This is a genomic window from Legionella nautarum (assembly GCF_001467895.1).
GTDB classification, from domain to species: Bacteria; Pseudomonadota; Gammaproteobacteria; order Legionellales; family Legionellaceae; genus Tatlockia; species Tatlockia nautarum.
In genome coordinates, this window is the sequence record NZ_LNYO01000004.1 from 33,626 (window position 1) to 48,299 (window position 14,674).

The following is a 14,674-nucleotide window of genomic DNA, read 5'->3' on the forward strand; positions in this document are numbered from 1 at the left end:
GCCGATAAATTAGATTTATTATACAACAATGCCTCGTCTCACATCGTAAAATCCACAAACTTATGAAGAGTTGTTAATATTTTCTTAATTTTTGGCAATTAGAATAGCAATATTCCCGTAAAAACACCTCTCTGCATAAAAACATGACAACAATGAATGCTTCGCTATTTGCTCATATTGAAAATGATGCAAATCTTTCGGGAACCTTCAATCTTGAAGGTCATTATTTTGTTAACACAGTTAAATACTTACATGATTATTTAAGAGAGTTGCAACGTACAGAGAAAGTTCCTGCAGCGTATCTTCAAATGTTAAGGCAGCTAAGCAATTTGGCTGCAACTGAAGAACAGATACAACGACTCCAAATTACGAGTGGAGTTGATGCCAAATTTAATCTTTCAGACAAGATCGAAAAGCTTGCAGAAAGCATCACAAAATCTCTCGCTGGGCTAACAGAAGGTGAATCTATTCTCCTACCAGGAGGCTGGATAAATAAAGATGGCGGTCATGGAATGGTTTACCAATTCACTCGCACAAACGATGGTGGCTATGATTTCACCGTATTTAATGCAGGTAGTGGAATTGAAAATCATGAAAAAAAATCCAGCCTTGATAAGGAGTTATATAATCCTACGAAGACTTGGCATTTTCCTAAACCCGAATCAGCTAAAGAAAACGAAGAACTTGTTTTTTTTATAGCTCGTCTTCTTAAGACAAGAGTTAAATCGCTGCCGGAACATAAACAGAGACCTTTTTCAGGAAAAAGACTTTATAAAGAGACACTTGCAAGTATTAGCTATATTAGAGGGATGGAAGTTCCCGCAAAGAAAATTCCTGAACATGCTTATACTGCTGGACAGTTATCAGGCACTTGCGCACAACGTTGTTTGCATCAAATGCTTAAAATCAACTCTGCATCAAGCAGAGATTATGAGCGTTTTATCTTCAAGTTCAAACAGCATGCCCTTTTTGATTATGCTAACCTTTGTCTTGATAAACGGACAGAACCCTATACTGCTTCTGTCAGAGACCAAATAAATTTGGCGATTGAAAACAACTTAAAAATACTAAACAGCCCTGGTCTCTTCGATGAGGCTGAAATTCAATTCCATCTAGGAAAATTTGCAGAAATAAAAGACAAGCTAGAGAGAACAGCCTATACCAAGCCGCCTCCACAAGTCGTTATAGATGATCCAATACCTAATCTTAGTATTAATAATACTAATAAAGTAGCCGTGGCGCCAAGTTTGACTCAACCCAGCTATGATAAACCACCTAAACCCATTGATTTTGGTACTGGAAAAAACTTTCTGCAGAATTTGGAGCGCTTTGTTAAGGAAATTAACCTTATAAAAGATCCGGCCTTACAATATTATCATCTTGAAAAATTACTAACGACCTTACCCACTGAAACCTCGGATCCTTTTTATCAAGAGCTGAAATATTTAAATGAATATGAGGCCTTTGGTAATCATATTGATAAGATTCAAGAATTACTGCACAGTTTGCAAGAAAAATGGCTTAAAGGGGCACAGACACCCGCTTTACAGGTTATGACCTTATGTACAGCTACGATACAGATGAACATAGAGGACACCATTGCTAGAACAAAAAAATTACCGTCCTTTAAGCCATTCATTGAAACCACTCTACACACGCTCCTTGGGAATAAAGCAAGAAATCCTTTTTATGCTACAAACCACCCTATACTTGATAAGAAATTTAAAGACCTAGAGAAACGTTTTCAGACATCCCCCACGATGACACACGCCCATTTTTTTAATTATTTTAAAGAATTGTTGGCCACCGAAGCGACGTTAACTGAAGAGTTAACACTCGCCTATGATAAAAAATATGGTACTGAAACATCTGAGCTTCATGAGAACATTAGAAAAAATGGATTAAAAGCTCTCTGTATACTATCAGAGAACCTAAAATCAAATTCACTTTCAGCTAAATTTACTCCGCTGATAGCTAAAGTCAAAGCTCACCTTGCCTACGAAATTAAGCTGAGAGCGGTTATCAATCCCTTTTTTGAACAAAAACTAGATCGCTCAGACCTACAGTTTATAATGTCTAAGGATCAATTTCTTCTTTATAGCCCCTTGTATGCTTCTTTTCTTCCTTGGCAAGCCCTGTCCACAGCCATTACTCAGAACAAATACGCTTTAGAAGATTCCCCTGCCAGGGACGCATTAATGGCAGATGTGAGTGAAAAATCGTTCCAAACCCCGTTAAAAGTAAAATCTGCCAATGCAATTCAGCTTAGCCCAGTGAAACCGATTGCTGATCAAGAAGATACACCTGCTGTTACGCAAGCAGATATTGTTGCGCGCGACTATTTTCATCTTCGAAGCAAACCCTCACTTCAGATTCCCCTAACGCTTGATTATTTTACACGCAATATCGCTAAGCTAAGCAAAGAGGCTGATCAACGTTATGTAGAAGCCAACCTCTTTCAGCCAGGACTTTTACTTGAAGCCTGTAAAACAGCAATTTTTTTGCCACAATTTGATGAATTTCTGAAAACAGGCTTTCGCTTTTACAACAAAGAAGGCCAATTCACACGAGAATCGCTTTTCTTTGTCCATTTAAACTACAAAGTAAGCCGTTATTTAGCGATGACTGGCGCAAATGATGGAGCGGTGCACCTTCAAGCCCTTCATGAGCTACTTGTTAAACAATTGGCCTTACCTAATACGCAAGAGGTTACCTACGTTCTACAGCAACGTTTATTTTTAACTCTCTTAACACGTATTGAATTAGGGGAGCAATCAGAGGAACTTTTTGCTAGTGCTTTCGAAGCCTTTTTCTACATCCAAAGTCATGCAAATCCCTTTATTCTTGAAGACCTTACTCACCGCATGGAAGTTGAGAAAGCTATTGCACAATTCCAAACCTTAATCATGCAACAGTCTCCTGCGTTGATTAGAAATACGCTGAGAGAGACCTTAGCAAAAAACCCCAGTACACAAGATTTGAAACTAGTAGAGGACGCATTTCCTATCTATACCTTGCTCGATAGAGAGGGTAAAAAAATCAAAGCCAATACCCTTCTAGGTAAACTATTCGAAGGAGGTTTAGCACGTTCAGGCGTACCTTTCACACTGCAAAAGCATCCACTGATAAAACACTTAGGGCTAGACAATATACAAGAATGCCTAATGTCCGAAGATGGCAAATACCTGGTTTTAGAACACGAAACTAACAAAGTATACCTCTACTATGCTAATGACCAGCTTACTGTGCAAAAAGTTTGGAAAATTCGCGGCAGAGAGGAGATTTATGAACTAGAACCCATGACGGATGATCATCTTGCCAAACATGCTAATAGCACTCTTCAACCTATCAATGCTAACCTACCTGAAGTGTTAATCGACGGATCTATGGACTTTTGGCGTCCTATTAAGCACTTGGATTCAACCTCGGGTTTACTAGTTAAGAACAATGTACCTGTCTATTCCAGTAGGGGAACTCAGTTTTTTGCTTTAGATAAAGACCAGCAGGAAACCTCCTTTTCATTGGGACAACTTAATAAGCAAGCACGAGCACTTATTAATGCCTTTGAAAGTAATCGATTCATCGTTATTCAAAAAAACCCAATGGGTCATACTATCGTCAAGTTACTCCGCTATGATCTTATTCTTGAGATGAAACCCAATGAATCCTATTTTGTCCATCAAGCAACTGGAGAACAGCTTATTGAATCCTCTCCTATTCACGCTTCCGTAGCAGGAATGGTTTTAGCGAGTAAGGATAATAGTGGTACTGTTCATAGTCGTTATTTAGTTCCCGTCGCCCGTTTTTATGCCACGGAGCAAGGAGTGGAGCAAAGTGATTTTTATCCAGCCATCCATGACACCCAGGGTATCATTGCTAAAGCCAGACTTGAAGAAGAATGGAAGCGCAAGCCGCCTCTACAAAAACCACAGTGGGATTATGAAAATAGTGAAAAATATATAAGCTTGCGAATACAGGGCGGGGAACCCATTGCCGACACTGTGGCTGATGCGCTTTATTTAGCTTATATTTATCTTGCAACGCACCAACCTGAAAAATCCTGGAAAATCCTGGAAGATTGCAATACTCGTCTAGGCGGATTAACTGGTGATCCTGCAGAATTGCAATACATTCGGTGGATTTGTAAAGACTTACCGCATTGCCTACCTGCTATGAGTAAAAAAGCAACCAAGAAGACCCCGCCTTATGTCGCTTGTCAACTTAAAGCAATGAGTCTTGCCTGTGATTTTCTGTTACAGGATAGAAAGTTTAATTTGGTTGAACCACAGGCCGCTAACACAGCTAATTCCACCTATGCAAGATTAGAACACAGAGATTTAGAAAATTTCCAAAAACAACTTCCGAGTATTATTTATAAAAAGTTCACTCGTTTGCAAGCTATGCGTCGTCACATGCCGCACAACTATGTGCTTTCAATCATTGAACGCAAACGTCTATTGGACTATTACCATCACACCCAAGAACATCAACCTCGCGGAACCTTAGGCTATGAGTGGCTAAACTTAAGTCTTGATCTAATCCTTCAAGAAAAAGAAGCGCTTCTCGCCCGTTCTAAATCATATCCTCTCTCTGAGACTGACAAGAACCGACTCGCATTGATCGAGAAGCATTTAAAAAAATTCAAAGCCATTCATGCTAAATCAAGCATACTAGAACTAGTTAGCATTGATTTATCTTTACCAGCAAAAAGTACAATCCAGCGTGCTCACTTAGCAGATTCAGCGGTTAAAGCTTTAGAAAGCTGGGAAAGTAAACTGTCAGCTTCTGGCCATAAACAATTTACACCTTCAGCACTTGGGAGCGCACTAGAACTTCTCTCCTCAAATATGAGCGAAGAAGCTTTCTTAGCTAATTTCCCTGTCTATTTTCAAATAGCAGTTTTACATGAAAATCCGAGGTACAGTAAGCGTCTGGTTGATTTTTGCAGCCAAACCTTGCTTGCCCATCGTCATATACCTTTGACTGAGCAAGAATCGAATATCCCTTTATTATGCAATGTACTCTATCGCATTGCTCATAATAATTCTAAAGCGCAAAAGCAATTTTCCAAGCCTGAAATCAAATTGACTGAAGTAGTTTCTCAGGTAAGCCACTATCCCGTTCCAGCACTTCAAGTTTATCAAGCCAAAGATGTTTACCAAGAAATCCTAGCAACACCCGAAGCAATTTTAGCTAGTCAACGCCCCGAACGCATACCCTTAGCTGTAGCAGAATTGCAGGATAGCTCTTTGCTCGAACAAGCCAATATCAAAAAATGTCTGAGTGAGCTCAAATACGAGGATAACCAAACCCTAAATAACTTAGTTATTAATTTTAGGCAATTGTATGAAAGTGGTAGTATCGCTATTTCTGAGCTAACGAGTGAAGAGGAAGCTGGCAAGATCCTTTTTGAACTTGAACTAAAACAAAAAGAGCTTGCATCACGAATTATTGGAGAAAGCTCACTCGCTGCATTCATTCAAGAAATTATTGGTACTGAACCCCTTCTCATAAAAAAAGCCGAAAACTCTTGGTGTGCAGCCTTAGAGCTTGCCAATCAAGGACCTGAAGATCTTGCACTCGCTCAAAAATGGCAGCTTGAAAAACTAGCAAAATCACGTCCTAGCTTAACTAGGGCTGATTTAATGGCAATTTATTGCCGTGCTGATAGAGCATTCACTATAGAAAAAACAGGTCTAAATGCTGGCGATGCTGAGAAATTACAAAATTTAATTCATGTAGCATTGGTTGAAGGTATTCAGGCCAAGCTTGTTAAAAATATCAAAGAAAATTGGACAAAGGCAGTTGCAACAGGCGATTCAAACTATGCAGTCAAAGTTCTCGATGCCTTAGCAAGAGAAAGTATTCCAGGCTTAGATAAACCTTCTATTGTCATCATACAGCATGAAGAAGATATTCTACTTCGTACACGCCAAGTCAGTGCTCTTAAAGCCTTACTAGAGCGTCCCAACGATGGCCTTGGTTTTAAAGAAAGAATCGAAAAAATCATCCCAGGGGGTGGTAAATCCAAGGTTATTCTCCCAATCCTCGCCGAAGAGAAAGCTCAAGGCGATAATTTGGTGATCATAGAGGTTCCGCCAGCACTCTTAGCAACCAATCACGTTGATTTTAATCGTACTTCACAGCGTTTATTTGGCAAACGGGCTTATCGTTTTGAATTTAACCGCGATAGTGATAGCTCTGCAGCACGCCTTGAGCAACTGTATCATCAATTCACTGAAATTATGACAACACGCAGTTATCTCGTCACCACAGGCGAAGCGATGCAGTCATTGGAGCTTAAATATATCGAGCTTCTACGCTCAAAAGAAAGAGGTGAAGAATGGAAGCAACAGGTTTACTGGGCTGACAAACTCACTCGATTAGTACGCAATTATGGTGATTGCATTATTGATGAAGTTCATCAAGGCCTGTGGCTAAAGAAAAAATTAAACTATACCTCTGGTGAGCCGAAACCTCTAAACCCTACGCTCATTAAAAACGCTATCGCAATTTTTAACTTAATTGATATCGAAGAGATTAAGAATGCCCCCCAATTACCTGATGACTATAATTGGGGTCCTTTTAAAATTAAGCTTGCAAAAAAACTGATCGAGACAAATGGTCCCTTACATCAGTTTACTGACAGTGCAGTGCTGCGTTATGGTAGCCAAACACCGCAAGAACTTATTGCTTACCTTACGGGCACAGCCACAAAAATGCCTGAGGCTGTCATTAACGCCAGCCCAGAAGAAAAAGAAACGCTTGCTTTTTTTAAACGACAAGTAAGTGAACTTCTGAGCGAAACCCTGCACCGTAAATTGAATGTCAATTATGGTCCTTCCAAACGAGAAAACTTAAGTCCAACCGAATACACCTTAGCTATCCCCTATATTAGTAATACGGTACCTAATGAACAAAGCCGCTTTGGAAATGAACTAGAAGCCATCAATTTAACAATGCAAATGATGTTAATTAAGGGCATTAGCGAAGAATTATTTAAAGAACGAATTCTCGAATGGCAAGCTTTAGCCCGCCAAGAGTTATTTCAAAATCCAATTTTCACGCATCTCGATCAAACACCGACGGCTCGAGGATTTGCTCTTTTAGAAAAAGAGCAAGGCCACGGTTTAACGCTAAGTCAAGTAAACGTTGATGATCCACGGCAAATGCATCAGTTATTTGAACGTCACCGACATAACCCTTCGCTCATATTCCCTATTTTGCAAGAACGCAGTTTAAAGCAAATTCATCACGATGGTACTATTATTCCTAGTGATGCCTTCAACCATGTTGATATTTATCGCAGCGTACAGGGCGTATCAGGTACACCAAGCAACTACACCACTTTCCACCAGCGCTTAAGCTATGATCCAAAAACATCGTTGGGAAGCGATGACTACATTGTCGAGCAGCTGCGCAGCAAGAAAACACGGGTATCAAGCCTCGATTACCAAACAGTTGCTCATTTTGTAGATAAAGTGATAACTAATTCGCCTGACCGTAGTCGTACTCGCGCCATTATTGACATCAATGCCACCTTCACTGGAGTCGACAACCTTGATGCTGCAAAAGCAATCGCTAGTTTTATTAAAAAGAACCAAAATTATTTTAGCAAACCCATAAAACAGGTTTTGTATTTTAATGATGAACAAGTTTTATGCGCACTTAATATTAATGACCCAGAAAATCCCATTATATTAGGGACCAGTGACGAAAAAGAAATTAATCGCCGGCTTCGTTCGACTCCGGAAGAACGATTTACCTATTATGATCAGGTTCATACCCTTGGAGCAGATATTACGCAATTCGAACAAGCCCACGCTATTGTGCTAGTCGATGAAAAAGTTCCTTTTCAAGCGTTTATCCAAGGTGATATGCGTATGCGTGGTATCTGTCTCGCACAGACTTTAGAATTTATTACACCAACTCGCCTTAATCTGACGCTTGATGAATTGGTCCCCTGCTTAAAAGAAAATGATAAAAAGACTTTATGGTTAGATAATTTATTTGCTACTAAAGGACAGATGGCTAATCTTCTTCGACGCACTGCTCTTTCATTCATTCAAGATATACCTTCAGAAGATGCCGAAAGCAAAGCTGAATTAGAGTCAAAGTTTGAATCATTTTTTGTTGATACACCCTCTCTCGATCTCTTTGCTTTGTATGGAGCGATTAACAAAGAACAAGCTCTAAAGGATATTCTTGGCAATCATAAAAACCAATTACTAGGGCTTTGGGACGAATGCTGTAAAAAAGCAAATTGTCCTGTAGACAGTAAAAAGCTCAATCTTATATTAGAAGAAGTAATCAAAACAGCGATTCCATATTGTCTACCTACCTATACTTGTGCAGAAGAAACTCATGGTAAGGAAGTACAAGTTCAAAAAGAAGTACAAAAGCAGGCTCACGTAGAACGCATAGCACTGAATGAATGCTTTAATGCCAAATTACAAGAAGAAAAAACCCTCCCATGGATGCATACAATTTTCCAAGGAAATCTTAGACACCGAACAATGGGATTAAATCGTTTTTGTAATACGGATCCTGTTTTTTCTGGCAACCTTCACGCTAGCTTGAATTATGCAAAGACTTATATAGGCCAAACAGAGCATGCGAATGTCTTTATGAAACCAGTTTTTCTTGTTTGGTACCATCTTGAAGGTCAAGAACTGCATGCCACCCTTATAACACCTCAAGAGGAAGAGGAATTAGCTCGGATTATCCCCCTTTATAAGAATAGTTGGATAGCCACCACGCAGGATACCGTCGTGAATGGCAAGCGACCTGAAACAATGCTTGATAATGAGCAGTATCTATCGTTGCGCGAACAAGTGCGCTTTTTTAATGGTGAATTTGCAAGCCTTTTAAATCAAGAACAACCCTTATCTTGGTTACAGGAGAATGCTTCTGAAAAAATTAATTTCTTTGAGAATCATCTTCAAGTGTATCGCCCAGGATGCGATCTAGAACTTCGGCAATTAAAAACGGCATTGACTCAAGGAAATATCGAAGGATTTATCTACATTTCTCAGCATCCTTTTGAAGATCTTACTGAGGTTAATTGGAAGAAGCTGTTCCCAAAAACAATTGCAGCTCAAGCCGCAGTTTATCAAAAAGTTGCTCAAGCTTTTATGTATTTAAACCAGAATGCGTTAAAAGAAAAAATCGCGATTGGCACAATACAGCAACAATTTAATCTCCCTCTAAATAGTCTTGGCTTTATTGAAGATCATTTGAACCACTTAGCTACTATTAACCAATTACTTCAACGAATAAAGAAAAATCCCACTAAACCCTTTTTAACTGACCTATCATCAGAAGAGATAAGCTGTCTTGAGAAATGCCTGGGAATGCCACTCCCCTCCTTTTGTGAAAAGCAAAACATTAACCTTTCTGAAACTAACAACGCAAGTAATTTGCAGGTTGCTGGTATTGAAGCACTACGCCTCATGAGTAGTTATCCTGCACTGCAGGGCAATGAAGCCATTATGAGCTGTTTTAAAGCGATTGTAAAAACTATCTCACCACAGATTTTATGTGCACTTTTAAAGGCAACGTCCCCGTCTCCTGTTCTCCTCGCTGATGTCTTACACAATCCGGCTTGTGATCATTCAGTTATAAAAACTATACTTGAGTTACCCTTCCCCCTTGACCAAAGCAAATTAGCGACCGTTGCATCAAAATGCCAAAACAAGGATTTAGCGCAAAAACTTCTTGAACGAAAAAAAATAAACACTGACATCTTGCTGATCTTAATCAAGCATCGATTTTTGGATGAGACCCAGCTATTGTTAGTCCTTAATCATGCTAAAGAACAAACTGTACTTTCGTTTGTCTATAATCATGTCAATGCGGGGACTGCTACTCGAAGAGCAATCTATCAACATCCTGCTTTGACTGGTGAATTGGTACAGTTTTTCTTAAAGCAAACTAACCTGTACGATGAAGAATTGCTGTTAATTTTGCAACATCCAACAGCCATCGATGAAACGATTTTAGAAACAATTGCCACCGCATCAACTAACGATGCCGTATTATTAGCCGTTCTCTCACATCCATCAACTAATTATGAAGTAATAAAGAAAATACTCGATAATAGCCATTTTTCTCCCGCTGTGGCTTTAGGGATCCTAGCCCATTCTGAAAAACTGAAACTGAAACCCATTTTGCTGCAAAATTTCACTGAGAAAGTCTTTGCGCAATATAATCTACAATCTTCAGAGGGTAAAGAATGGGAAAATTGCTTGATTAGCCTGTTTGAAAAATATGAAAAGACTGACACTTCCTCAACTTCCCTAATACAGGCAATCATTACCCAAAATGCAAAGTCTCTCAGACCCAGACTTAGTATTCATATTCTTCGAATCTTTGGTCCATCAATGCTGCAGATTATACCCTTAAAACAGCTCATTTACGTTGCAGATGAAGGAACGCTTCGCATTTTAGTTGATATGGATAAGACAGGGGTATTAGAGGAGAGTGTCTTGCTACTCTTAGCAGAAAAATGCCAAAATCACAGTCAAGAACTCATAGAAGCTTTTCTTTTAAGACCCGATCTTACTGACAAGGTCTTACAACAAATATATCGCCACCCAGAAGCAAAGAATGCTGTACATAAGAAGATATTTACCCATAAAGCACTGAGTTCAGAATTTGTAGAGACCCTGCTTGCGCAAAATGAACTAGATGATGACGCTGTGCTCTTGATTCTTGATCACCCTACGGCCATTCAGGAAAAAACACTAGCCCTAATCGCTCAAGGCAACTTTGGTAAGCTAGTTTTAAACAAAGTACTTTCTCATTCTAATACAACTGACGCAGTAAAGAGCGCTATCATTGATAATCCCCATTTTTTACCGGACATGTCGCAACTCATTCGCTCTGAAAGCACCGTGTTCGTTAATCATGAGTTATTAACAAAACTGATTGGAAAAGCATTCGAGAGATGTCAAAGCGATCATTTACATAAACACGTTTGGGAAAATGAACTGGTCTTTATTTTTGAAAAATATTCTCCCTTTAGAGAGACTAGGCAGGAAGCCGAGATCATTGACCTTATAAAGCAGCATAGAGAAATCGTAAGTCCTAAGTTAGGAATTAATATTTTACGCCAATTCGGTTCCTGCATCGTTCCCCATTTACCCTTTACACAAATGATCAATGCTGCAGATAACGAAGAGCTTAAAATACTTGTCGATAGTAATCATACAGGCCCTCTTCCCGAGGAGTTATTGGTATCCCTAGCCCAAAAATGCCAAGTTAGAACTAATACCTTCCAAACTTTTATTGAGCGAGGGGACCTAACAGAGCCTGTGCTACAAACTGTTCTTGGACATGCTGACCTAACTGCCAATCAACTATTAATAATTCTTGCAAAAGCTCAAGAGGCCCCCACTCTGGAACTTGTTTTTGAACATCCACATACAACTATTGAGGTGCGAAAAGCACTATTTAGGCATCCAGCATTATCTCTAGAGCTGATTATTGCCGCTTTTACAACGGAAATAGCCAAAGAGGAAGTGACGCAAATTTTCCAACATCCTACTGCAATCACCGTTGATGCGCTAAAAAATATTGCAGGAATAGCCTTTGATCCTCACATCCAGCTAGAAATTGTGTCTCATAACGAGGCAACTAATGAGGTAATGGGTCTTGTCATCAAGAATGAACAATTTTCATCAGAAGTTGCTCAAAAAATTATTAATAGAACAACGGTTGAAGATGATCATGAACTATTACAACAACTGGCGCGCCAGTTATTTACCCAAACCAGGACAATCCCATCGCCTAAAGAACAGGAAACTTGCCTTGTTGAGCTATTAAAAAAATACAGTGAAGCAAACATTAAACTGACTTTAACTGACATGGAAAGAATCATCAGAGAGCAACCTGTGACGCCACAACTTGGCCTCCATATTCTTCGTCTTTTTGGTAAGGCCCTGCTCGATCATCTACCTCTCGAAGAGATGATTCCTAACGCTCAACCAGAAGATCTTATGATGCTATTAGAGGCTCAAAATGCTGATAGATTCCCTAAGGAGTTCCTAGACCTCCTGGTTGATGCCTGCACTACTCCAGAACTCATTAATAGCTTGTTAGAACGAAATGATTTGACCGTTAATAACCTAAAAACAATATTCGATAAAGTACCTTCCTATGAATCGATGAAACTGATCCTGACCCATAAGAAACTATCAGAAGAAACTCGTAATCAATGGTTTGAAGATCTGGAAGGGCATTATTTAGCACTGCAAAGGGATGCTCGTTCAAAGTTAGAAAAACTAGAAGCCGCTTTAGAAAGGTTAAAGTTAAAGGCCTACACCCATGCTTTAAGGGCAATTGATGATCAGGATTATGTTGCCGCGGCAAACACTGCCCTGGATCTTCATCAGGTATTGCGCAATGAGTATGCTTCTTATTGTAAAACAAAGAATGGACATGGTTTTCAAACTACCTGTGAAGAAGCTATTGACAAGGCCAGTAACGTTTTAGGAGAGCACCGCGGCAATAAACAAGCTTTTCTTGATATTATCAACGTCGTTTTAGCTATTCTCACCGTCTATAAACTGACTCAAATCGGTTCGGGAAATTGGCGCTTCTTTAAAGCAAAAACAGAGAGTATGGAAATAGCAACTGCAGTCAACGACAGCATTAAGGACACTATATTAAATACCCTTTAATGCCTGTAAAAATATAGTCAGCCCACTCCACTGGCTTTTCCTATCCACCGATGCTATGCAGATGACTTAGGCAGTAATTCGGATACCGATTTAGCTCCGCACCTGCGGAGCGAATCGGATATAGATTCAGACGACGAAGCAAATTCGCCACAGATGCAGAAAATTTAACCAGGATATTTATATGGGAGTGCTTCTACTTGGACCTGAACAGTCTTGAACATTGTCACTCTTGTCTGTATTAAAGGGATCAGATAGCGGCTGCGCATCCGGTGAATTGATACTAAGTACTTTATGGCATATGGCCACACGTTCATCAATTTTGGCAAGATACTCAGGCTTATAATTGTCTATAGCCTTAACTATATCCATCAGTTGCGTAAAAAAGTACAGCGCTTCGACATGCTGTTCATTTTTCAAATAAGCATTTGCTAAATTCCAGCATAAAGATGCCACTTCAGTTGAAGCAGACAATAGATCAATTACTTTTGGATCGGGATTTATGACAAGCATATCTGAATGAAAACATATATTCTTGCTCAATCTTAAAGCGATTTGCCATTCTAAGATAGCAGCCTCATATCGCCCCTCTTGATAAGCTATTCTTCCTTTTCTATCGTAGTCGAGACTCAGCTGTCCAATTCCCCTGAGATGTTGTTTTTTTTGCTGTTCATTTTTGAATTTCTCTCCCTGCGGATGAATATAATATCTGTCCATATTTTGAGGAAGCGTGAGAGTTTTATCTGAAAATAGACAATTGAATGCAGTTACAGGACATTCTAATAACTGTTGATAGCCAGTTTCGCTCAGTTGGGAAAGGTTAAAACTTTCACATTCTAATCGATTACGAGGGCGTCCTGAAACTAATTCAAATCCTTTAAAATATTCTTTTCCAAGCATATCCATCTTCGCACAACTGCTTTTAACTTGCTCTTGCAATTCCTTAGAATATCGTTCGAGAAAATTACTTTTGGTTATTCCATAAAGCTTACAAAAATCATTTAAAAGCTTGAGCTTATCTTTTGGAAAATGGTACAAAATATTTTCATGACAGGTAAAGAAGAGGAATAAAATATTTTGAACACACTGCAAAGTTTTTAAATCCTTATGCGCTTTTGAAGGCAAATGGAGTTCATCAAATAGCCGGTTTAAAGTGGTAATGTCATGGTGATTATAAACGTAAATTAATAAGGGAGTTTCATTCCCTGTTTTATCCCAAACTTTTACAAATGATTTTTTACTCTCTTTTTTCAGTGGATTAAATTGGGCAATAAGCTCCATAAAATAGGGGCCATGATCTCGGGCTATTACTTGACCCGGATATATGTCGGTGGTTGCAACAAGAACTGGCAATTGAAAACCATAAACAGTTTCAATAAGTTGAACTAAAGTATTTGCTACTGTCAGATCACAGGGTGAGGGAATGAAAGAATAGGTTGTACCCATATCAGTACAAAATGCATGAGGCAAAGCTTGTTGTACGAAATTAGCAGAACAAACATAACCATTACCATCAGTAAAGAAAGCCCCTTTATTTGTTGATTGTTTATAATCACTTTTAGTGTATTTTGTCTCGTCACCAGTCCTCAGCATGCCACCATAAACACCGATAATTTGCCCCCGCAAAATATAAGCTTTCGCAAATAAGCCTTGACCGGCCTCACCCATTGGTTTAACTTCTAAGCTTGATGACTCGACGACAGAGAACCCTTTTTCCACAAGAAATTGGCGCGCGGTTTGTCTTTCTTTTGTGGGGACGAGAAAAGATAAAGTTTCTTCTTCGGTTTCAATTGGTGGAGATAATAAATCTCCTGGTCCCTGTAAAAATAAGCTGCGTATCCTTTTACTAAAAAACATAATTTCTCCTAATTTTGTATATCTCTATTTTCATGAATGTTGTCCAAGCCAATCATATTTAGCCTGGTGATTTGTAATTCTTTAATTTCTCGGTATAGGAAAATAAAAAACACAAACTGACTAGTTGGCATCTAAAT

The 14,674-nt window shown here is 39.1% G+C and carries 2 protein-coding genes; one reads left to right on the forward strand and one right to left on the reverse strand.

All coding sequences use genetic code 11. The annotated features are described in order from the left end of the window. The first annotated feature begins 143 nt into the window (after positions 1-143). On the forward strand, positions 144-12,683 hold the full coding sequence (locus Lnau_RS01825; RefSeq protein ID WP_083503754.1) for a DUF3638 domain-containing protein: 12,540 nt from the start codon (positions 144-146) through the stop codon (positions 12,681-12,683). A gap of 177 nt (positions 12,684-12,860) precedes the next feature. On the opposite strand, the gene Lnau_RS01830 is transcribed toward Lnau_RS01825, so the two are convergent. Next, entirely contained in the window at positions 12,861-14,537 is a 1,677-nt protein-coding gene (locus tag Lnau_RS01830; RefSeq protein WP_058503445.1) for a hypothetical protein, read from the reverse strand. Positions 14,538-14,674: the final 137 nt, after the last annotated feature.

Bases quoted from the DNA above. Each gene is read 5' to 3' on its own strand.
- Lnau_RS01825 (WP_083503754.1), top strand. From the start codon at position 144: ATGACAACAATGAATGCTTCGCTATTTGCTCATATTGAAAATGATGCA.
- Lnau_RS01830 (WP_058503445.1), bottom strand. From the start codon at position 14,537: ATGTTTTTTAGTAAAAGGATACGCAGCTTATTTTTACAGGGACCAGGA.